20 protein-coding genes are annotated in these 20,282 nt (G+C 63.9%); 15 read left to right on the forward strand and 5 right to left on the reverse strand.

The window, feature by feature from the left end; all coding sequences use genetic code 11:
• Nucleotides 1-4: 4 nt before the first annotated feature.
• Nucleotides 5-793, reverse strand: coding sequence for an IclR family transcriptional regulator (locus tag ACZYTC_RS08340; RefSeq protein WP_488989302.1), 789 nt, complete (start codon nt 791-793; stop codon nt 5-7).
• A 283-nt stretch (nt 794-1,076) separates the two neighbouring features.
• On the opposite strand from ACZYTC_RS08340, the gene ACZYTC_RS08345 reads away from it, so the two are divergent.
• The 9 genes from ACZYTC_RS08345 to ACZYTC_RS08385 all read left to right on the forward strand — a co-directional run bounded on the left by ACZYTC_RS08345 (nt 1,077) and on the right by ACZYTC_RS08385 (nt 11,153).
• Entirely contained in the window at nt 1,077-2,147 is a 1,071-nt protein-coding gene (locus ACZYTC_RS08345; RefSeq protein WP_441771790.1) for an ABC transporter substrate-binding protein, read from the forward strand.
• Nucleotides 2,148-2,177: 30 nt separating this feature from the next.
• Nucleotides 2,178-3,686, forward strand: coding sequence for a sugar ABC transporter ATP-binding protein (locus ACZYTC_RS08350; RefSeq protein WP_488989303.1), 1,509 nt, complete (start codon nt 2,178-2,180; stop codon nt 3,684-3,686).
• Nucleotides 3,683-4,645 carry an ABC transporter permease gene (locus ACZYTC_RS08355; protein WP_488989304.1) on the forward strand — a complete coding sequence of 321 codons (963 nt, stop codon included), beginning with the start codon at nt 3,683-3,685 and terminating at the stop codon, nt 4,643-4,645. The genes ACZYTC_RS08350 and ACZYTC_RS08355 overlap by 4 nt, the downstream gene beginning before the upstream one ends.
• A complete protein-coding gene (locus tag ACZYTC_RS08360; protein ID WP_488989305.1) occupies nt 4,642-5,595 on the forward strand; it encodes an ABC transporter permease in 954 nt (317 codons plus the stop codon). The genes ACZYTC_RS08355 and ACZYTC_RS08360 overlap by 4 nt, the downstream gene beginning before the upstream one ends.
• On the forward strand, nt 5,592-6,536 hold the full coding sequence (locus ACZYTC_RS08365; RefSeq protein WP_488989306.1) for an amidohydrolase family protein: 945 nt from the start codon (nt 5,592-5,594) through the stop codon (nt 6,534-6,536). Before ACZYTC_RS08360 ends, ACZYTC_RS08365 begins: the two co-directional genes overlap by 4 nt.
• 2 nt (nt 6,537-6,538) lie before the next feature.
• Nucleotides 6,539-7,843: an alanine racemase gene (locus tag ACZYTC_RS08370; protein ID WP_488989307.1), complete on the forward strand. Its 1,305-nt coding sequence runs from the start codon at nt 6,539-6,541 to the stop codon at nt 7,841-7,843.
• 49 nt (nt 7,844-7,892) lie between these two features.
• Nucleotides 7,893-8,237, forward strand: a complete 345-nt coding sequence (locus ACZYTC_RS08375) for a RidA family protein (protein ID WP_488989308.1) — start codon at nt 7,893-7,895, stop codon at nt 8,235-8,237.
• Nucleotides 8,238-8,257: 20 nt separating this feature from the next.
• Nucleotides 8,258-9,268 (forward strand): succinylglutamate desuccinylase/aspartoacylase family protein, encoded by a 1,011-nt coding sequence (locus tag ACZYTC_RS08380; protein WP_488989309.1) that lies wholly within the window; start codon nt 8,258-8,260, stop codon nt 9,266-9,268.
• 295 nt (nt 9,269-9,563) lie between these two features.
• Nucleotides 9,564-11,153, forward strand: a complete 1,590-nt coding sequence (locus tag ACZYTC_RS08385; protein ID WP_488989310.1) for an N-acyl-D-amino-acid deacylase family protein — start codon at nt 9,564-9,566, stop codon at nt 11,151-11,153.
• Nucleotides 11,154-11,160: 7 nt separating this feature from the next.
• Here the strand turns inward: ACZYTC_RS08385 and tet are convergent, their stop codons facing one another.
• Complete coding sequence (gene tet / locus ACZYTC_RS08390) at nt 11,161-12,342, reverse strand: Tet(A)/Tet(B)/Tet(C) family tetracycline efflux MFS transporter (RefSeq protein WP_441771781.1); 1,182 nt, start codon at nt 12,340-12,342, stop codon at nt 11,161-11,163.
• Nucleotides 12,343-12,535: 193 nt separating this feature from the next.
• On the opposite strand from tet, the gene tetR reads away from it, so the two are divergent.
• From tetR to ACZYTC_RS08405, 3 genes are all read left to right on the forward strand, one after another.
• Nucleotides 12,536-13,150: a tetracycline resistance transcriptional repressor TetR gene (gene tetR, locus ACZYTC_RS08395; protein WP_488989311.1), complete on the forward strand. Its 615-nt coding sequence runs from the start codon at nt 12,536-12,538 to the stop codon at nt 13,148-13,150.
• Nucleotides 13,147-13,689, forward strand: a complete 543-nt coding sequence (locus tag ACZYTC_RS08400) for a helix-turn-helix domain-containing protein (protein WP_441771779.1) — start codon at nt 13,147-13,149, stop codon at nt 13,687-13,689. The genes tetR and ACZYTC_RS08400 overlap by 4 nt, the downstream gene beginning before the upstream one ends.
• 87 nt (nt 13,690-13,776) lie before the next feature.
• The gene (locus ACZYTC_RS08405; protein ID WP_488989312.1) at nt 13,777-14,763 is read left to right on the forward strand and encodes an NAD-dependent epimerase/dehydratase family protein; all 987 of its coding nucleotides are present in this window, start codon (nt 13,777-13,779) and stop codon (nt 14,761-14,763) included.
• Between the two features lie 90 nt (nt 14,764-14,853).
• Here ACZYTC_RS08405 and ACZYTC_RS08410 read toward each other — a convergent pair whose 3' ends face one another.
• The gene (locus ACZYTC_RS08410; RefSeq protein ID WP_488989313.1) at nt 14,854-15,474 is read right to left on the reverse strand and encodes an alpha/beta hydrolase; all 621 of its coding nucleotides are present in this window, start codon (nt 15,472-15,474) and stop codon (nt 14,854-14,856) included.
• 62 nt (nt 15,475-15,536) lie between these two features.
• Nucleotides 15,537-16,499, reverse strand: coding sequence for a ring-cleaving dioxygenase (locus ACZYTC_RS08415; protein ID WP_488989314.1), 963 nt, complete (start codon nt 16,497-16,499; stop codon nt 15,537-15,539).
• Nucleotides 16,500-16,675: 176 nt separating this feature from the next.
• On the opposite strand from ACZYTC_RS08415, the gene ACZYTC_RS08420 reads away from it, so the two are divergent.
• Nucleotides 16,676-17,584 carry a LysR family transcriptional regulator gene (locus ACZYTC_RS08420; protein WP_488989315.1) on the forward strand — a complete coding sequence of 303 codons (909 nt, stop codon included), beginning with the start codon at nt 16,676-16,678 and terminating at the stop codon, nt 17,582-17,584.
• A 74-nt stretch (nt 17,585-17,658) separates the two neighbouring features.
• Nucleotides 17,659-18,579, forward strand: a complete 921-nt coding sequence (locus ACZYTC_RS08425) for a phosphotransferase family protein (RefSeq protein ID WP_488989316.1) — start codon at nt 17,659-17,661, stop codon at nt 18,577-18,579.
• A 66-nt stretch (nt 18,580-18,645) separates the two neighbouring features.
• Here ACZYTC_RS08425 and ACZYTC_RS08430 read toward each other — a convergent pair whose 3' ends face one another.
• Nucleotides 18,646-19,413 (reverse strand): SDR family oxidoreductase, encoded by a 768-nt coding sequence (locus tag ACZYTC_RS08430; protein WP_488989317.1) that lies wholly within the window; start codon nt 19,411-19,413, stop codon nt 18,646-18,648.
• Nucleotides 19,414-19,713: 300 nt separating this feature from the next.
• Between ACZYTC_RS08430 and ACZYTC_RS08435 the strand changes: the two genes are divergently transcribed.
• Nucleotides 19,714-20,085 carry a hypothetical protein gene (locus tag ACZYTC_RS08435; RefSeq protein WP_488989318.1) on the forward strand — a complete coding sequence of 124 codons (372 nt, stop codon included), beginning with the start codon at nt 19,714-19,716 and terminating at the stop codon, nt 20,083-20,085.
• The last annotated feature ends 197 nt before the right edge of the window (nt 20,086-20,282 follow it).

A 20,282-nucleotide genomic window follows, 5' to 3' on the forward strand; every position in this document is an offset into this window, starting at 1 on the left:
GAAGCTATGCCGCCTCGCGCGGACCGACGGCCTTGCCATGAAGCGAAAGCGCCGCCATCTTCAGGCAGTCGAGATAATGCTGGCGGTTGCGGATGCCGTCCTCGCGTGGCGTCACCAGGCAGAGCGTGGCGGTGCAGCGATCCTGGCCGTCGAAGACCGGCACGGCGAAACAGTGGGTGAAGCTGTCGACGATGCTGTTGAAGGTGAACTCGCCCGCTGCGGCGGCCTGGCGGACTTCGGCGATGAAGTGGCTGGGATCCAGCATATTGCCGTTGGGCAGGCGGAAATCACCGGCGGGAATGAAAGCCAGGATCTCCTCGTCACTCAGATGCGAGAGCAGGAGGCGCCCGGAGGCCGTCCAGGGGATTGGCACCGCACGCCCGACATCCGAGGAAATCCGAAACGGCCTCACACCCTCCTTCATGCGCACGACAGTATATTTGTTGCCGTCCAGCATGCAGAATTGGGCGGTCTCGCGCGTCTCCGCGGCAATCTGGGCAAGGACCTTGTCGCATTCGCGCATGAAGTCGAAATGGTCCTCATAAGCCGCGCCAAGGAAATAGAGCTTGCGGCCGAGATAGACTCGCCCCTCGCCATCGGCATATTCGAGAATGCCATTGCGCAGCAGCAGATTGACCAGTTCATAGACGGATGAGCGCGGAGCCCCGATACGAGAGGCGATCTCGTTTGGCTTGGTCGGCTCGCGCTTCATGCGCAGGAAATCGAGGATCTCGAAGGCACGGTCGAGGCCACGCGTGCGCCTGGCAACACCTTCGTCGCTGATTGAATCCATTCCTGTCCTACCTGACCCGCTCGAGCGGGGTGCCCCCCTGCTGTTGTTTCACTGATGAACGTTACGGCACGCATCAACGCAAGCCGCAAACCGATCCTTTCCGCAATGATATTTCGGCTTGGGTGGGTGATGCCTTCAAAAATTTCGCCGCCCGCTTGTCAGCCCCGAAAAATCGCCTATAGTTCGCGATGTCCGATATTGTGACCATATGTACAGTATATTGTACATTATGCAAGAGCCAAGGCTGCAAACAAGGCCCGCTGGCTCACAAGAGGGGAACGACATGATCAAGACTTCATTGCTGAGGAAGCTCACCGATCGGCGCGCCTTGATGGCGGGTGTCGGTCTCGCCGTGTTCGCCTTCGCGGCCACGGCCGGCGCGGCTCAGGCCGCTTCGAACTGCGTGAAGGGCGACCGCAAAGCGCCCTATCGTATCGGCTGGGCCAACATCTATTCCGTGCCGACCTGGATGAAGCAGACGGAGGGCACCATCGTCAGCGAAGTCGACGGCCTCAAGAAGGAAGGGCTGGTCAAGGACCTGATGATCACCGACGCGCAGGGCAACGCGCAGACCCAGATCCAGCAGATCCAGTCGATGATCGACGCCAATCTCGATGCCATCATCGTCGAGGCCGGCTCGTCCACGGCGCTCGACCGCGTCATCTCCGACGCCTGCGCCAAAGGCATCGCCGTGATGAATTTCGACAGCCTGGTCGACACCAACAATCTCACGGCCAAGATCAACACGGATTCGCTCGAATGGGGCAAGCAGGCCGCCGAGTGGATGGTCAAGCAGCTTGGTGGCAAGGGCAAGATCATCATCATGAACGGCCCGGCCGGCGTCTCGGTCAGCGATGATCGCCGCAAGGGTGCCCAGCCGGTGCTCGACGCCAATAAGGGCCTGGAGATCATCACCGAGACCAACACCGAATACAATGTCGCTCCCGCCCAGGAAGCGATGACCAGTCTGCTTTTCGCCAATCCCCAGATCGACGGCGTGCTGTCGCTCGGCGGCGCCCTGTCGGCCGGTTCGGTGCTGGCCTTCGACCGACAGGGACGCGACCAGGTGCCGACCACGGGTGAGAACGCCCGTCAGTTCCTGGAACTGTGGAAGGAAAAGAAGCTGAAGGGCTGGGGCACCATGCAGCCCAATTGGCTCGGCGCCTTCTCCGTCTATGCGGCGGTCCAGGCATTACAGGGCAAGACCATCCCGACCAAGGTCAAGGTGCCGCTGCCGGTGATCGACGACAGCAATATCGACTCCTATCTGGCACGTGCCGACAAGTTCCCGGCGGATGGCTACATCTACTCTGACTATGACAAGGCGCTCTTCGACAAGCTGCTGGCGCAGTAAGCGTCAGGGTTTGCATAGAGAGTTTGTCTCATGACCGATCGTCCACCCTTGCTGGAAGCCCGTCAGGTCCTGAAGGGTTTTTTCGGCAACCCGGTGCTGAAGGGCGTCAGCATCGCGTTGCGCCCGGGCCGGGTGCATGCCCTGCTGGGCGAGAACGGGGCCGGCAAGTCGACGCTGATCAACCTGCTGTCCGGCGCCTTGGCGCCGGATGGTGGCGAGATCGTGCTCGACGGCAAGCCCGTCACGCGTTTCAACCCGGATCTCGCCCGCAAGGCCGGCATTGCCGTGGTCCAGCAGGAGCTCAGCCTCACGCCCGAGCTTTCCATCGCCGAGAATATCGGCCTGGGTGCCTATCCCCGCCGTTTCGGCCTGGTGGATTATCGCGACCTCCAGCGCCGCGTCGCGGAGGTCTGCGCTCTGGTCGGCCTGACGGAAGCGCCTGATGTGCTGGTCGGCGACCTCGCCCTCGGCCGAAGGCAGATGGTGGAGATCGCCAAGGCGCTGTTTCGCCGTCCGCGCGTGCTGATCCTCGACGAGCCGACCTCCTCGCTATCGGGTCACGAGGCCGGCGTCCTGGCGGGATTGATCGGCAGGCTGTGCGATGAGGGGCTGGCGATTCTCTATATTTCGCATCGCCTCAACGAGGTGCGGGCGCTGTGCTCGCATGTCACGGTGCTGAAGGACGGCGTTGTCACGGCCGACCAGCCGCTCGCCGGCGTCGACGCCGAGGGGTTGGTACGCCTGATGGTGGGGCGCGATGCCGGCGACTTGTTTCCGGCCTGGACGCCGCGGACCATCGGCGAGGAACGCATCCATCTCCAGGGCTTTTCTGCCGGCATGGTGCGCGACGTCGACTTCATCGCCCGCTCCGGCGAGATCGTCGGCATCGGCGGCCTAGTGGGGCAGGGGCAGGAGGATTTCCTGCTCGGGCTCTACGGCGCCATTCCCGCCTCGGCGCAGAGCGCCAGGCTATGCGGCGAGTCAGGCCTGTTCTCCACGGTGGGCGCCGCCAATGCGGCCGGCCTCGCCTATGTGCCGGCTGACCGCAAGAAGGAGGGGCTGATCCTGCCCCACTCCATTGCCTCCAACCTTCTGCTGCCCTCCCTCGACCTGCAGGCGCGGCGCTGGCTGCGTGACGCAGGGCGGGAGCGTTCGATGGTGGCTGAGCTTGCCAAGCGCCTCACCATCAAGGGCGATACGGCCCGGCCGGTGCAGGCTTTGTCCGGCGGCAACCAGCAGAAGGTGGCGCTGGCCAAATGGCTGCCGCTTGATCCCTCGGTCCTGCTGCTCAACGACCCGACGCGCGGCGTCGACATCGAAACCAAGAGAGAGATCTATCTGATGCTCCAGGGCTTTGCCGCCGATGGCAAGCTGGTGATCCTGCTGAGCTCGGATACGCCCGAACTCGTGCATCTGTGCGACAGGGTCGTGGTGTTCAGCGAGGGCCGGGCCGTGTCCACGCTCGACAGGGATGCGATTTCCGAGGAAGCCATCGTCGGCTCCGCCATGGGCATCTCCGGCCGGGAGGCCGCGGCATGAGCGGCACTATCTCCTCGGCCAGCCTCTATCTGGCGGTACAGCGCCGTCGCAATCGCGGCCTCGGCGGCCTCTATCTCGTCGTCGCCGGCTTCCTGCTGCTCTATGCCTGGCTCTTTCCCGGCATTCTGAGCCTCGGCGGTTTTTCGAAATTCACCCAGAACTGGTTTCCGCTCGCTTTGGTCACCATGGCGCAGGCCCTGCTGATGCTCAATGGCGGCATCACCTTGGCGGTCGGGCCGATGGTGAGTCTCGGCGCCGTGATCGCCGCAACGACGATGGGCGGCCCGGCCGGCTCGGTCGGCGGCATCCTGCTGGTAGCCTTGGCCGGACTGGCGATCGGCAGCCTGATCGGCGTGATCGTCGCCTATCTGCGCCTGCCGGCCATCATCGTCACGCTGGCCGGTTCCTTCATCATCACAGGCGTCGCCTTGCTGATCCTGCCACGGCCGGGCGGCTTCGTGCCGCCCTGGTTCTCCGAGTTCCTGGCGGGTGACGGGCCGACGGCCTTCATCCTGCTGCTGACCGTGCTGGTTGCCTGGAAACTGTTCCTGGCCACGCCGACAGGGCTCGGCATCTATGCGGCCGGCGACAATCCGGTCGGTGCCTACCGCTCGGGCGTGCCGGTAGAAAAGGTGAAGGTGATCGCCTTTGCCATCTCCGGCCTGCTCGCCGTCCTCGCCGGCCTCTTCGTGGCGGCGCAGACCGGATCGGGCGATCCCGTCATTGGCAACCCCTTCACGCTGAACTCGATCGCCGGGGCAGTATTGGGCGGCGTTGGCTTCCTTGGCGGCAAGGGCACCATGCGCGGCGCGATCTGCGGCAGCCTGCTGCTCTCGGTGATGATCAATGTGATGTTCTTCCTCGGTTTCCCGCCGGTCGCTCAATATGTCGCCCAGGGCCTGATCATCGTCGGGGCCGTGGCCATTCCCGAACTCTCCGCGCGCTGGAGGAAGAAATGAGCAGCCTGTCCACCGCCGTCAGGGGGCTTTTCAGGAACCCGGCGCTGCTCACTTTGATCCTGGTGGCGCTGGTCTGGCTCGTCGCCAGCCTCAGTCTGCGCGGCTTCGGCGCCTATGGTCATCTGCGCTACCTCCTGGAATTGGCCGCCGTGATCGGCATCGTGGCAGCGGGGCAGACGCTGGTGATCATCATGGGCGGCATCGATCTTTCGGTCGGAGCCGTGATCACCGTCACCGCGATCATGATTCCGCTGATTTCGCCGGGCTGGGACGCCTCGGGGCTGATCGGCATCGTCGGGGCCCTAGCGATCGCCACCTCGATCGGCTTGCTGAACGGGGCCGGCGCCGCCTTCCTGCGCGTACCACCCATCATCATGACCCTGGCGATGGCGACCTTCTTGCAGGGCCTGCTGGTGATCGTCGCCGGCGGCAGCGCTGTGTCCGTGACCAACAAGGCCGTGATCTGGCTGGGTTCGGCGCGGCCGCTCGGCGTTCCCGCCGGCATCATCCTGTGGGCCGTTGTCTCCCTTGCTGTGCTCGTCCTGCTGCATCGCATGCCGATGGGCGTGCGCTTCCTGGCACTGGGCGCCAACCCAGTGGCGGCACGGCTGTCGGGCGTGAGCGTCACCCGCAATACGCTGCTGCTCTACGCCCTGTCCGGCTTCTTTGCGGGCCTTGCCGGCACGCTCATCCTCGGCATGAACCGCCAGGGCTATGTCGGCATCGGCGATCCCTATCTCCTGATGTCGATCGCTGCGGTGGTGCTTGGCGGCACCTCCATTCTCGGCGGCAAGGGCAGCTATGCCGGCACTATTCCGGGGGCCATTTTGCTGGTGACCACCACGGCCCTGATCACGGTGGTCAACGCCTCGCCGGGCTGGCGCTCGATCATGTTCGGCTCGCTCATCCTGACCCTGCTGCTGATCTCGGGGCGTGAGGCGCGCCGATGACCGCTGTCTATGGCGGGCCGGTCATCGACCCGCATCATCATCTCTGGGACCTTTCGCTGGGACGCCACCCCTGGTTGCGCCCGCCCGAGGGCGAGGAGAGGGAAATGGTGTTCGGCAGCCTGGCGCCGATCCGGCGCAATTACGGTGTCGCCGACTATCTTGCCGATGCCGTTGGCCAGAACATCGTCGCCACCGTGCATGTCGAAGCGGGCTGGTCTTCCGAACATCCTTTTGAGGAAAGCCGCTGGCTCGAAAGCCTCGACAGGACGTCGGGTGTGGCGCGGCGCATCGTCGCCCGCGTGCCGCTCGACCGTCCCGATGCCGCGGCGCTGCTCGAGGCGGAAGCGGCAAACCCTCTCGTCGTCGGCATCCGGGATATCGTCAGCTGGCACCCGGAGCCAGCCAAGAGCTTCGCGCGCTCGAGGGACCTGATGGGCGATCCGCAATGGCGCAATGGCTTGCGGGCGGCGACACGGCTCGGCTTCGTCTTCGACCTCATGCTGTTCCCCTGGCAGATGGCGCAAGCCCTCCGCCTCGTCGCGGATTTCCCGGACACGCTGTTCGTGCTCAACCATTGCGGCAGCCCGGCCGACCGAAGTCCGGAGGGCATGGCGCTGTGGCGGCAGGGCCTAGAGGCGCTAGGGCGGGCCGACAACCTCCTCATCAAGATCTCCGACCTCGTCGCCTATGACAATCACTGGAGCCTCGACAGCCTGAGGCCGGTGATCGAGCATTGCATCGCCTGTTTCGGGCCGCGGCGCGCGATGTTCGCCAGCGATTTTCCGGTTGCCGGGCTGCATGCGAGCTTCGCAGAAGTCTATGACGCCTTCCGCATCGTGGCCGCCGAACTCAGCGCGAGCGAGCAGCGGGATCTGTTCTTTGCCACCGCCAACCGGGCCTATCGGCTCGGTCTCGATAAAGCCGCCACCTGCGGAACCTGATCATGTCCGACCTTCATCTTTCCCTCCATGCCATCGACGACCGCGTGCGCGGTTTTCCCTCAGGCCACGCCGCCCTGCCGCTCACTGAAATCGGCCGGCAGGGCTGGAAACCCTATGACGGCACCATGTCGCTGCCGTTGATGTCGCTCGACAGGTCGGCCTTCGACGGCAATGTCGCCCTGATGATGCGCTATGTCCGCGCGCATGGCGTGGCCATCGCGCCACATGCCAAGACGCCGATGTCGACAGCTCTCGCCAAGGGGCTGATCGATGCCGGGGCCTGGGGCACCACCGTCGCCGATATCCGGCAGGCCTCGGTTCTGCTCAAGGCCGGGTTCGATCGGCTGATCCTGGCCAATGAGATCGGCGGCCGGGCTGCCGCTGGGCGTCTGGCGGCGCTGCTCGCCGGGCATCCGGAGGCGCAGGTGCATGTTTTCGTCGACTCGCCGGAACTGGCTGCCAGCCTGCTGTCGACCTGGCAGGCACGGAGCGACCTGCCACCCCTCGGGCTGTTGCTGGAGGTCGGAGCCGGGCGGGCCGGGGCCCGGACGATCGAGGCCGCACGGATCATTCTCGACACGATCCTGGCCGGCGAGGGTACCGGGATCAGCCTGAGCGGCATCGGTGCCTATGAGGGCGCCGCCGCCACCGCCGATCCGGAAGAGAGCATCCGCCGCATCGACGAATTGATGGCCCTGGCGGTCGAGACGCACCACCTCGTCCGGGACCGTATCGGAACAGAACGGCCGCTGATCCTGACGGCTGGCGGTTCGGTGTTCTTCGACCGGGTCATCGCGGGCCTTCGGCCGATTAGCGCCCTGGATGCCGCCACGACCCTGGTCCTGCGCAGTGGCGCGATCTTCTTTCACGACCATGGCGTCTATGAGCGCGGTCTCGCGGCTCTGGATGCTCGTTCCGGTTTCGAGCTCTCGGGCGAAACTGTCAGCGCTTCCAGAGGCTTCAAGCCGGTTCTTCGTATCTGGGCCGAGGTGCTGTCGCGCCCCGAACCCGATCTGGCGATCTGCGGCATGGGCTTGCGCGATGTCGCCATCGATCAGGGGCTGCCGCGCCCGCTCGCTCTCTATCGCGAGGGACGTCGCATCGGCGAACTCGATGCTTCGGCCTCGATTGCCCGGCTCAACGACCAGCACGCCTTCCTCGTCACCGGCGGTTGCGACCTTCGGATCGGCGATGTCGTCGAATTCGGCCTGTCGCACCCCTGCACCTGCCTCGACCGGCATGCCCTGGTCTATGGGCTCGATGGCGACAACACGGTGATCGACGCTTTCGCCACCTCCTTCGGATGAAACTTAGGAAGTTTCAAATTTTCAATATTTTACAATGGAGTATTAGACAATGATCATGCGTTACCAGAAGGGTTCGCGTATGAGCCAGGCAGTCAGTTATGGCGGGCTCATCCATGTCGCCGGCCAGGTCGCCGATGATCGCAAGGCCGGTATCGAGGCCCAGACTCTGGACGTGCTTTCCAAGATCGATGCTCTGCTCAAGGAAGCCGGCACGGACCGCTCGCGCCTTCTCGCCGTTAATGTCTTCCTGCCCGCCATCGTGGACTTCGACGCCATGAACGGTGTCTATGATGCCTGGATCGACCCAGCCAATCCGCCGGCGCGCGCCTGCGTCGAGGCCCGGCTCGCCGATCCGGATCTGCGCGTCGAGATGACGGCCATCGCGGCCTTGTAGAAACACGAAAGCAGCCTGCCATGCATAGCGGCCTCGTCCATACCCTCGATTTCGACGCCGATGGCCGCCAGAGCGGTTATCTGAGTATTCCCTATTCCGTCGATCGCTCGCCCTATTACCAGATCAGGATACCGATCCTGCGGGTGCGAAACGGGCCGGGGCCGAGCCTCATGCTGATGGCCGGCAATCATGGCGATGAATATGAGGGCGAATTGCAGCTGGCACGCTTGATGCGCCGCCTCGATCCGGCGGCGATCCGCGGCAGCGTCACCGTCCTGCCAGCCGCCAATCTTCCGGCCGTGATGGCAGCCAGGCGCTGCTCGCCTTTTGACGGTGGTAATCTCAACCGGGCCTTTCCCGGCGATCCTGTGGGAACGCCGACCGCCCGGCTGGCCCATTTCCTTGAACATGAGCTGTTCCCGCGCCACGAGGTGCTGCTCGACATTCATTCCGGCGGCACTTCCATGGCGCATTTCCACTGCGCCCTGATCGAGCGCCAGCCGGACGAGGAGCGCTCCACCCGCGCCAAGGCCCTGCTCAGGGCGATGGCGCCCGGCCACGCCTTCATCGCCGATAATGGTTCTCGCTCGCCGACATCCATGGGCGCGGCAATGCGGGCGGGTATCATCGGCCTCAGTGGCGAGTTCGGCGGCGGGGGAACGGTGACGCCGGCCAGTATGGCCTTTACGGCACGGTCGATCGACAATCTGATGCTGGCGCTCGGCATCGTCGACCGCCCCTTGCTGGGCGGCGATGTCACGGCGAAGCCTGCTCTGCAGCTGCTCTCGCTCGCGCGCCACAGCCAGGGCATCTATGCCACGCGCCGGGGCTGGTTCGAACCGGCCGTCGAACTCGGTGCCCGGGTTGCGGCCGGCGACCTTGCCGGCTGGTATCATGATCTTGAACGTCTGGAGCAGCCCGAGGAAGCCCTGTGCTTCACCGAGGGCGGTATCGTGATCTCGCATCGGCTGCATTGCGACAGCCAGGCCGGGGACTGTCTCATTCAGGTAGCCGAGCCGATCGAGGATTGAGCTATTTTTGCGATTTGGCGGAATCGCCAAGAGGCGTAAAGACACGTCGAGGCAATGGGTCGAAGCAAGGAGCAATGCCGTTCAGCTGAGCTTTATTCGAGCTGCAACAACCTTTGTCATTGCCGGGCTCGACCCGGCAATCCAGCTCCTTTGCCCGGTTCTCACGTGGCTTCTGGATAGGCGGGTCAAGCCCGGCTATGACAAATCCAATTGTTTTCCTCTCATGTGAATTTCATTGCGGAGCAGAGACGCGTTTCCTTGGAAAGCGACTTTGCGCCAGAAAGGATCAGGCGTCATGGCCGATACACTTATCCGGGGCGCGCGCATCATCGACGGCACGGGAGCACCCTGGTATCGGGGGGACGTGCTGGTTTCGGGCGGCACCATCGCCCGCATCGGCCAGGACCTCAAGGCCGACAAGGATGCCACCGTCGTCGATGCCGCGGAACGTTATCTGGCACCGGGCTTCATCGACGCCCATTGCCATGACGATCTCATCTTCCTGCGGGAACGGAACCGACCGGAAAAGGCATTGCAGGGCGTCACCAGCATCGTGGTCGGCAATTGTTCCTTCTCGCTCTATCCGGCCGTGCCGGCTTCGCGCGAGAATCTGCGGCTGCATTTCTCTGGTCTGCTCGGCGAGACCCTGGACAGCGAGATCTTTGCGGATTTGGACGGCTATCGCCAGGCGCTGACCGGGGAGGGCATCGCGCTCAATCTGGTGTCGCTCGTCGGCCACGCGGCGCTGCGTCTCGCCGTGATGGGACATGACCGTCGCCCGGCCAATGCGGCCGAGATCGAGGCCATGTGTGCGCTGCTCGCCACCCAGCTCGACCAGGGAGCTGCGGGCCTCTCGCTCGGTCTCGTCTATCCGCCGAGCGCTTTTGCCGAAGAGGACGAACTCTTCGCGCTGGGGAACACCGTGCGCAGCCGCGGCAAGGTGCTGGCGGCCCATGTTCGCTCCTACGAAGCCGGCCTGATGGATGCCATCCAGGAATTCGGCGGCATTCTCAGGCATTCCGGCTCGGCGGGCCTGCTCTCGCATCTGCAATCGGCCGGGCGGCCGAACTGGGGCCAGATCCCGGCGGCGATCGAATTGCTCGAAGGCATGCGCTGCGAAGGCATCGACATCAGCTTCGACATGTATCCCTATCCGGCCGGCAGCACCTGGCTGCTGCAATTGCTGCCACCCGCCGCCATGGATGGCGGGCTCGACGGCCTCAAGGCCCGTCTGCGCGATCCCGAAAAGCTTGCGACCTTGCGAGACTGGGTCGAACATGGCGGCCCGGCCTTCCATGGCCAGAGCAAGGTGTCACTGATCGGCTGGGGCAATGTCCGTCTGTCGGCCGTCGGCAGCGCCGAACTCAAGCATCTGGAAGGTCTCGACATGAAGAAGGCGGCAGCCCAGCTCGGCGTCCAGCCTTTCGACCTGATGTTGCGCTTCATCGAGGAGGACGACGGCCAGACCGGCATCATCCTATTCCAGCTCGACGAAGACGATCTGCACGCGGCCTGCTGCAACCGGCTTTATATGGCGGGCTCCGACGGCCTGCCGCGGCCGGGTTCCAAGCCGCATCCGCGTGCCTTCGGCACCTTCCCGCGCATTGCCGGGCCGCTCCGGCGAGAGAAGAACTGGTTCAGCCTGGAAGATGCCGTGCGCCGCATGACCTCGGTGGCCGCGCAGCGCTTCCAGCTCTCGGATCGCGGCCTGGTCCGCCCGGGGCTTGCCGCCGACCTCGTGCTGTTCGAGGACGCCATCACCGATCGGGCGACCTTCGAGAACTCGACCCAATTGCCGACCGGCATCTCCCATGTCTGGGTGAATGGCGGAACCGTGGTGGCCGAGGGGCGCCAGACCGGCGAACGGCCGGGCAGGGTGCTCTAATCCGGGATCAAGCGTTGTTCTGAACGGATCGTTTCAGGAATGGCGGACACAAGAGATAGAGCAGGGCGCCCGCTAGCCAGACCCAGCCATTCCAACCGGTCAGGGAAGCGGTGTAGATCGCGGTAAAGAACAGCGGGCCGATGATGGAAGTCAGGCTGGTGAGGGCGGAAAGCGATCCCTGCAACTGGCCTTGCTGGCCTTCGCCGACCTCTCGCGACAACATCGCCTGCAGGGCGGGAGCTCCGATGCCTCCCGCCGCCAGCGGGACCATGATGGCGAAAGCCATCCAGCTTTGCGAGGCGAAGGCCAACAGCACATAACCGAGTGCGTCGGCGGACATGCCGAGGATGACGGCCCGGTCTTCCCCGAGCCGCAGCGTCAAGGGACCGGTCACAACACCCTGGGCGATGGCGTGGAGGATGCCGAAGGCGGCGAGGGAAAGCCCGACGGTGCCGGTATCCCAATGAAAACGGTTTTCGCCGAACAGGACCCAAATCGACCCAGGCACCTGGCCGACCAGTTGCATGACGAAGAACACCGCCATCAGTGCCATCACCGCCGGCAGGCCGCGAACCCAGTGGAAGGAGGCGATGGGATTGAAAGCGGTGCGTGAGAGCGGCCGGCGCTCGCCCCGATGGGTTTCCGGCAGGAGCAAGACGGCGAGCAGGCCATTCAGGCCATTCAGGACGGCAGCCATCAGAAAAGGGGCGTGCGGAGAAAGGCCCCCCAGCAAGCCGCCAAGAGCGGGGCCGCCGACCAGGCCGAGGCCGAAGAATGCACTCATCAGACCGAAACGCCGCGCACGCTGTTCTTCCGGTGTGATGTCGGCAATTGCCGCACCGGCCACGGCCGCCGTCGCGCCGGTGATGCCGGCAATGGCGCGCCCGACATAGAGCACCCACAGGACCGGCGCCGTCGCCATGATGGCATAGTCGATGGTTGCGCCCGCCAGCGAAGCGAGCAGCACGGGACGACGGCCAAAACGGTCCGACAGGGCGCCGAGGGCCGGCGCGCACAGGAACTGCATCAGCGCATAGATCGCCAGCAGCACGCCATAATGCCCGGCCACCGCATCGGTGTGAACGAGATTGCGCAAGAGTTCCGGCAAGACAGGCATGACCAGTCCGATGCCGATGGCATCGAGGGCTACGACACCCAGTATGAGAGGGAGAGCAAATTTGGTTGTCATCGGCGCACACGGTTCGTTTGATCGATAATTTATCGTTGATAAGTGATGTCATAAAACTTATCATCGATAAATAGTCAAGCCTGATCCTGATAGACGCGGCTTACTGAATCGGGATCGATGGGGTAATTCTTCACGGCTGCATCGCCGTGCCGAGAGCCGACGCCTCCTGGAGGCGATGCGTGGGAAGGGTGTCATGGCGAAACTGCAGCGCGAGAAGGTCATCCGGGCTGGCCTTGATCTCTTGAACGAGGTCGGTGTCGACGGCCTGACCACCCGCAAGCTGGCCGACCATCTCGGCGTGCAGCAGCCGGCGCTCTATTGGCATTTCAAGAACAAGCGGGCTCTGCTCGATGCCCTGGCCCATGCCATGCTTGCCGAACGGCATACGCATGCGGTGCCGAAGCCCGGTGAAGATTGGTGTTCTTTCATCACCGGTAATGCCCGCAGTTTCAGGAGAGCCCTGCTTTCCTACCGTGACGGTGCGCGCATCCATGCCGGGACCAGGCCCAACGGTGCGGAGACCGCGAATGCCGAGGCGCAATTGCGTTGCATGACCGAGGCCGGGTTCACCACGGCCGACACCACCTACGCACTGATGACCATCAGCTATTTCGTGGTCGGCTCGGTCATGGAGCAGCAATCGGCGCAAGCGGACAAGGCCGAGCGCGGTGACATACCTCACCCCGCCCCGACATCACCCTTGCTGGCCGAGGCCATGGAAGCTTTCGACCGGGATGGCCCCGACGTGGCGTTCGAGCAGGGGCTGGGCTTCATCATTGCCGGTCTGAGGGAGAGATTGCAGCGATGAATGTGATCGAGCAGGGCCGCGCCTTGCGCCGGCTGCGGATGCTCAAGGGCATCAAGCAAAGTCATCTTGGTGAATTGCTCGGCGTGGACCAGGCCAGCATTTCCCGCTGGGAAAGAGGAACCGTGCCACTCGGGGAGGAACGCTGGCGGGCCGTCCTGGATCTTCTTGCCGCATCACCGCTACCTGCCGAGGATGCCGCATTGAAGCGTCTGGTGACGTCTTCGAACGCCAAGGTTCACCTCATTTGCGACCATAGCCATCGTCTGCTGGCGGCTTCCCTGCCACGGCAGGCCGAGTGGCACGCCGATCTGCCCGAACTGCTCGGCAGCTCGCTGCTTCCCTACGCCACGGATGAAATCCTGGCGGCGGAGGAGAGGCTCGCTGCCCACGGTTGGCACGAAGGTTTTCTGGTCTCGCTGACGCTGGAGACGGGCACCAATTACGATCCCGTCTTGCCGATCGCGCCGAGCCGGGCGCTGTGGGAGCGCGTGACGCTGGCCGACGGCAGCGCCGGGCGGCTGGTCACCACCGTCGGCTGATCATACTCATGCATATTTTATGCGTCGCCGGCACCGCCTGCGATCGCTAATCGTCGGTGCCGGATTGCGAATGACGGATTGGTCACCATGACGATTTTGGTAACGGGCAGTGCCGGACATCTGGGCGAGGCGCTGATGCGCACCTTGCGGGCAGAGGGGCGGCCTGCCATCGGGCTCGACATCAAGGCCTCGCCCTTCACCGATTCCATAGGATCGATCGGCGATCGCGATTTCGTCCAACGTCATCTGCCGGGCGTGCGCACGATTCTACACGCAGCCACGCTGCACAAGCCGCATGTGGCCACCCATGGCTATCGGGATTTTCTCGACGTGAACATCCAGGGGACTCTCGTGCTCCTCGAGGCGGCCTTAACCTCCGGCGTGGAATCCTTCGTCTTCACCAGCACGACAAGCACCTTCGGCTCGGCCTTGACGCCGGCAGCGGGCGAACCGGCGGCCTGGATCACCGAGGACGTGGTCCCGATCCCGAAGAACATCTATGGCGCGAGCAAGATCGCGGCGGAGACCCTGTGCGAACTCTTTGCCCGTCGCCACCGCCTGCCCGTCATCGTGCTGCGCACCTCGCGCTTCTTCCCGGAAGCCGATGATGATGCGCAGATGAGGCAACGCTACAGCGCCGACAACGCCCAGGCCAACGAGTTGCTCAACCGCCGCTGCGACATCGAGGATGTGGTCGGTGCCCATCTGGCGGCGGCGGACAGGGCGCCGACGCTGGGTTTCGGCCGCTATATCATCTCCGCAACCACGCCGTTCGGCCCGGACGACGGCCCGGCACTGCGGGCCGACGCGCCGACGCTCGTACACCGGCTGTTTCCCGATTGCGCCGAGCTTTATGCCGCCAGGGGATGGAGCCTGTTTCCACAGGTGGATCGCATCTATGTCAATGCGCGGGCACGGGCCGAACTCGGCTGGTGCCCGCGCTACGATTTCCGGCACATGCTCGACTGCCTGCGCGAGGGACAGAATTTCCGCAGCCCACTCACAGGCGAAGTCGGCAGCAAGGGCTATCACGACAGGGTCTTCTCGGAAGGCCCCTATCCGGTTCACGATTGAGAGGCAGGCAGGATCTCTCGGAAGCACGGATGATCGCGCTTCCGAGAGATGGCTCCTTGTCCGAGAGATGGCGCCTTGCTTGCCAAGGATCTACAGGCCGGCAAGCCAAGCCTTGGTCTGCGCGACATCGGCCTGCGTCAGGCCATGGCCGGTCGGGAGCGTCTCGTGGCGCACGGCGGCGCCGCGTTCCTTCAGGAGATCGGCCAGCCTGCCAGCATTCGCTGCCGGCACGATCGGATCGGCGGCCCCGGAAAGCATCAGCACCGGCTTGGCGCCTAACTCCGCCGAAGGCGCCGTTCGCAAGGGCGTCATCGGTCGGAGCAGTGCGGCGCCGGCAAGCGCCTGCGGATGCAGCAGCAAGAGCGCGGCGGCGATATTGGCGCCGTTGGAAAAGCCTAAGGCGATGGGAGCATCGAGGCCGTACGCCTCGCGCGCCTGCGCAATGAAGCCTGCCAATTCGGCGGCCCGCCGGCGCAGATCCTCTTCATCGAACACGCCTTCGCTCAGGCGTCGGAAAAACCGGGGCATGCCGTGCTCCAGCACGTTGCCGCGCGGGGAGAGCAGAGCACTGCCGGGCCCAACCAATTCGCCCAGGCCGATGAGATCGTTTTCGTCACCACCCGTCCCGTGCAGGAGCAGGAGAGGGGGCCTCTTCATATCCCGTCCGGGAACGAAGCGGTGAATATACGATAATTGCGATGTCGTGGTCATGACTATTGCCTCCTCGGTTCGGGGGGATGGGGACGTTTGGCCGGCCATGCCGGACAGGGCAGCTAGAACAAGGAGCGCTTCTCGGACGCGCTTTGCTCCAGGCGGGGCAGGGTGGCTTCCAGACCCGAACGGCGGGCTTCCAGGAACACCGGCAGTTTCAGGGTTTCGCCGAGCGTCGATGCCGGCTCGTCCACGGCAAAGCCAGGAATATCGGTCGCGATCTCGAACAGGACATGTCCGGGTTCCCGGAAATAGACGGAACGGAAATAATTGCGGTCCTTCTGCTCCGTGGTGCGGATGCCATGGTTCTCGGCGAGCCTGCGCACCATCGCGGCCTCCTCGGCATCATCGGCGGCACGAAAGGCGATGTGATGCACCGAGCCACCTCCGAGACGGGCCGGCAGGAGGCCGCTCGCCTCGTGGATGTCGACGATGCTGCCTGCCCCGCCGTCAGCCACCCGATAGCGCACCAGGCTGCCTTCACGCCCGACCTCGCCGAAGCCGAAAACATCGGTGAGGATGGCACCAGTCGGCGCCGCTTCCGCGAGCAGGAGATTGACGCTGTGGAAACCGCGGATGGCAGCATCGGCGGGGATGCCGGCGCCGTTCCAGCCAGGTTCGTTCTCGATGCCCGGCACGGAGACGAGAGCGAGGCGCATGCCGTCCGGGTCCTGGAAGGACAGCAGGGGCTCGCCAAAACGCTTGGTCAGCGGCTGATGGGCGACGCCATTCTCGACGAAGCGATGCGTCCAATAGCCAAGCGAGCCTTCCGGCACCCGCAGCATGGTTTCCTGCGTTTCACCAAGGCCGACACGGCCCGGCGCAACATGTTCCCAGGGAAAGTAGGTCAGGATGCTGCCGGGATGGCCGGCCTCATCGCCGTAATAGAGGTGATAGGTGCCGGGATCGTCGAAATTCACGGTCTTCTTGACCAGTCGCAGGCCAAGTATGCGGGTGTAGAAATCGAGATTGCGCTGGGCAGGACCCGCGATGGCCGTGACGTGATGGATGCCTTTGCCGCTCATGGCGAAATTCCTTTCGGTCGGGATTCCTGTCCCTCGATGAGTGAGATAGGCCCGATATGCCAGGAATTGCCATTGCGTCGGCGCAATGAATTGGTTGGGGTGAAAGGTATTGAATTGTCGATCTGAAAGATACTATTGGTGTGCCATGCGCCTAGGCGCCGCTGGGGGACTTTGCCGTGGGGGACGGTTTTCCGAATTTGGCCTGGGACGACCTGCGTCTGGTAAAGGCCGTCGCCGACGCCAGGAACCTGCCCGCGGCGGCCGCACGCATCGGCATCGATCATTCGACCGCGTTCCGGCGGCTGCGCCTGATCGAACAGGCGCTCGGCGTCACTCTGTTCGAAAAGCATCGTACAGGCTACACGCTGACATCGGCCGGTGAGGAAGTGGCCGGATTGGCGAGCCGTGTCGACGAGGATATCGTCTCGGTCCTGCGCAGGCTTTCCGGTGGCGAACTCGACCTTGCCGGTGAATTGCGCATAACCACCAACGACACATTACTGGTCGAACTGCTGACACCGCTGCTTGCCAGGTTCGGCGAGGCCTATCCGAGCATGCGGCTCGACGTGATCCTGTCGAATGCAGCGCTGAACCTGTCCAAGCGGGATGCCGATATCGCCATCCGTGCTTCCGATACCCCGCCAGACACGCTCGTGGGTCGACGCGTCGCCCGCATCGGCTGGGCACTTTATGGCAGGGCAGACGATTTCTCCGATCCCGACCTGCCGGATCTTGAAGCGTTGCATGGGCGGCGCTGGGTGGCACTCGGCGACAATCTCGCCGCGCTCAAGGCCGTGCGCTACGTCAAGACGCACGTCGCGCCGGAACGCATCGTCTATCGCGTCAACTCGGTGCTCGGCCTCGCCGAAGCCGTCGAGGCCGGCATCGGCATCGGTCATCTGCCCTGTTTCATCGCTGGAACCAGGCCGAGCTTGCGTCGTATTGGACCGGTCAATCCGGATTTCGGGGCCGATCTCTGGCTGCTCACCCATCCCGATCTGCGCGACGCTCCGCGCATACGGGCCTTCCTCGATTTCCTCGCCGCCGAGATCGTGCGGCGGCAGGCCTTCATCGAAGGCGCCTAGCTCCGCCGAGACATCGAATGACGACCACGACATCGGATGAAGACAGAGACGGTAGATCTTCCCGGAAGACCCAATTGCGGCCCGAAGAAATCACCGCAGTGCTTCGGGCAGAATTCGGCAAATCGATCGATCTGCATCCTTTGTCGGAAGGATTGGAGTCGCAGGCCTTCGGCTTCTCGGCCAAGAGGCAGGAATGGGTCGTGCGGGTCAATCGCGACGACGCCGGCTTTGCCAAGGACGATTTTGCGTTCCGATACTTTGCGAGCCCGGCGCTGCCGATTCCTCCAGTTCTTTCGATCACCAAGCATGATGGCGTCTTTCTTTGCGTCTCCAAACGCGCAGCCGGCATTACGCTGCAGGACGTCGACGCATGGAGACTTGAGCTCATCGTTCAGCCCGTCGCCTCGGTGCTCGATGCGATGGCAGCCGTCGACGTCTCGATGATCGCGGGCTGTGGCCCCTTCCATGCGCCGGGATCGGATGGATCCGGGCGGAGCGGTTTTGCCGATTGGCCTGCCTTTATCAGCGCTGTCGCCGATCCCCGCCATTATGACTGGCAGGGGGTGGGGCAGCGAGCGGATCTGGCAATCATCCAACCCCTTCTGGCCGAGATCGAGGCCTTTGCCGCCGTCTGCCCGGATCGCCGCGGCCTCGTTCACGGCGACTTCGGGTCGAACAACGTGCTGACATCCGAGGATCGGATCACCGGCGTGATCGACTGGTCAGAGGCCATGGTTGGCGATCCCCGTTATGACATTGCCAATATCCTGTTCTGGCGCCCCTGGCTGGACTGCATGGAGGCCCAGGCCAGGTTTTTCGAAACCACCCAGCCCTGGCGCCTGCGGGAGGGGCGCCTGCTTGCAGGCTACCAGTTGCGCATCGGCCTGGAGAATGTCTACCAGGCTGCCCTGGCGCAGGAAGCAGCAGATCTCGCCTGGGCACTGGCCCGCTGCCAGGGCATCGCGAGAGAAGCTGGGCTGGCTACCAGAGGCTGATTGCGCGTGACGCGCAATCTCGCCCCCAGGGGCCTGTTCTTGATCGCTTGTTCGATCGGAAATGCTTCAGGTTTTCATGATCGAGACACCGCCATCCGCCAAGTGGGCCGTTCCGGTCACGAAGCTCGACAGGTCCGAAACGAGATAGAGAGCGGAACGGGCGATCTCCTCGGGCGAGGCCAGACGCTTGAGGGCATGCAGCCCCTCCACGAAGGCGCGTGCCTCCGGCGTGTTGGAGACGCTTCGTCCCATCGGTGTATCGGTGCCGCCCGGCAGCAGGGCATTGGCCCGGATACCCCTGGGGCTGTATTCGGTGGCGATCACCTGGGTGAGGCCGATCAGGCCAGCCTTGCTGGCGGCATAGGCGGCCATATCGGGAAAACCGACGGTATAACCGACGAAGGTCGAGGTGAACACCAGGGCGCCGCCGCCACGCGCCAGCATGGCGGGGATCTGGTGCCGGGCCGCGAGGAAGGCACTGGTCAGATTGACGTCGAGCGTATCGCGCCAGCTTTCCAGAGAAAGCTCGGTCAGCGGCGCCATCTCTCCGGTGGTGCCCGCATTGTTGAAGGCGACGTCGAGCCCGCCGAAATGCTGCTGGGCGGCCTCGACCAGAGCGATCTGGTGATCCTCGTCCTGGATGTTGCCGGCCACCGAGACGGCCTTTCCGCCGGCATTCGCAATTTCGGCGACGACCCTTTCGAGTGCATCTCGACGCCGACCTGACAGGACGATTGCGGCGCCTTCGGCGGCAAACAAACGGGCCGAGGCTTCGCCGATGCCGGAACTGGCGCCGGTGACGATCGCGACCTTGTTTTCGAGCGCAGACTTCATATCCTGAACCTCCAATTCGATTGGGAGGTCCTTGTTCCCCAGGCGTGACCAAGTCGCGACCCGTTTCCTATGATCTTGCCGAGCACGGCACTCTCTGTTTCCTGGGAAATCGCCAAGCGGGAGATCTCGCGCCAAGAGTGCTTCCATCTGTCCATCCATCGGCATAACCGCCGTGATGTGATCAAACACGAGAATGAACCCATGGCCTCACCTCCCTCCTGTCGCAGACGGATTGCGGCTATCCTGCTTGCGGGTCTTGTAAGCGGATTTCCCACCACGTCGGTGCTCGCGAGCGGGCGCTTGCCGCCGCTTCCGGTTCCAGCCCAGCACTTCGCCAATTTCGAGGCCTGTCTCGAACATCTGAAGGCGGTGCAGCGCTCCCATATGGCCGGCGTGGCCGAAGGAGCCGTTGCCGATGGCGAAAACCGCACACGCCAGAAACTGGTCGACGGCGAGGGCATCATGCGTGTCGGTTCGCAGGCCGCTCGCTACCAGGCCCGCGTCGGTAATCAGTTCCGCGTCACCGATCGCCAGAAGGGCGTGATCGTCACGACCTTCAGCTATGAAGAAACCGCCCTCGAATGCCAGGGTGGCGAGCTGACGGGAAGCGTGACCTCGGGCTACATGCTGCCAGGCATGGAACAACTGCCCGATGCGACCAAGGCGCAGTGATTCTCATCCAAGCAATGAGGTAGCTTGACCCCATTCGAGTAATACCAAGCTGCAGGAATATCGAGGCTGCGACGGCGGCTGTTGGTGTGCCGGTCTTCGGACCGGCATCTTTCGGGGTAGAACTGCCGGTCCGAAGACCGGCACACCAACAGCCGTAGGCATCGAGAGCCAATCATTTCAACGCTCGGTAGGAACTG

The organism is Labrys sp. F242 (assembly GCF_057813875.1).

Bases quoted from the DNA above. Each gene is read 5' to 3' on its own strand.
- ACZYTC_RS08360 (WP_488989305.1), top strand. From the start codon at position 4,642: ATGAGCAGCCTGTCCACCGCCGTCAGGGGGCTTTTCAGGAACCCGGCG.
- ACZYTC_RS08340 (WP_488989302.1), bottom strand. From the start codon at position 793: ATGGATTCAATCAGCGACGAAGGTGTTGCCAGGCGCACGCGTGGCCTC.
- ACZYTC_RS08355 (WP_488989304.1), top strand. From the start codon at position 3,683: ATGAGCGGCACTATCTCCTCGGCCAGCCTCTATCTGGCGGTACAGCGC.
- tetR (WP_488989311.1), top strand. From the start codon at position 12,536: ATGGCGAAACTGCAGCGCGAGAAGGTCATCCGGGCTGGCCTTGATCTC.
- ACZYTC_RS08350 (WP_488989303.1), top strand. From the start codon at position 2,178: ATGACCGATCGTCCACCCTTGCTGGAAGCCCGTCAGGTCCTGAAGGGT.
- ACZYTC_RS08380 (WP_488989309.1), top strand. From the start codon at position 8,258: ATGCATAGCGGCCTCGTCCATACCCTCGATTTCGACGCCGATGGCCGC.
- ACZYTC_RS08410 (WP_488989313.1), bottom strand. From the start codon at position 15,474: ATGACCACGACATCGCAATTATCGTATATTCACCGCTTCGTTCCCGGA.
- ACZYTC_RS08365 (WP_488989306.1), top strand. From the start codon at position 5,592: ATGACCGCTGTCTATGGCGGGCCGGTCATCGACCCGCATCATCATCTC.
- ACZYTC_RS08415 (WP_488989314.1), bottom strand. From the start codon at position 16,499: ATGAGCGGCAAAGGCATCCATCACGTCACGGCCATCGCGGGTCCTGCC.
- tet (WP_441771781.1), bottom strand. From the start codon at position 12,342: ATGACAACCAAATTTGCTCTCCCTCTCATACTGGGTGTCGTAGCCCTC.
- ACZYTC_RS08385 (WP_488989310.1), top strand. From the start codon at position 9,564: ATGGCCGATACACTTATCCGGGGCGCGCGCATCATCGACGGCACGGGA.
- ACZYTC_RS08430 (WP_488989317.1), bottom strand. From the start codon at position 19,413: ATGAAGTCTGCGCTCGAAAACAAGGTCGCGATCGTCACCGGCGCCAGT.
- ACZYTC_RS08405 (WP_488989312.1), top strand. From the start codon at position 13,777: ATGACGATTTTGGTAACGGGCAGTGCCGGACATCTGGGCGAGGCGCTG.
- ACZYTC_RS08400 (WP_441771779.1), top strand. From the start codon at position 13,147: ATGAATGTGATCGAGCAGGGCCGCGCCTTGCGCCGGCTGCGGATGCTC.
- ACZYTC_RS08345 (WP_441771790.1), top strand. From the start codon at position 1,077: ATGATCAAGACTTCATTGCTGAGGAAGCTCACCGATCGGCGCGCCTTG.
- ACZYTC_RS08370 (WP_488989307.1), top strand. From the start codon at position 6,539: ATGTCCGACCTTCATCTTTCCCTCCATGCCATCGACGACCGCGTGCGC.
- ACZYTC_RS08375 (WP_488989308.1), top strand. From the start codon at position 7,893: ATGATCATGCGTTACCAGAAGGGTTCGCGTATGAGCCAGGCAGTCAGT.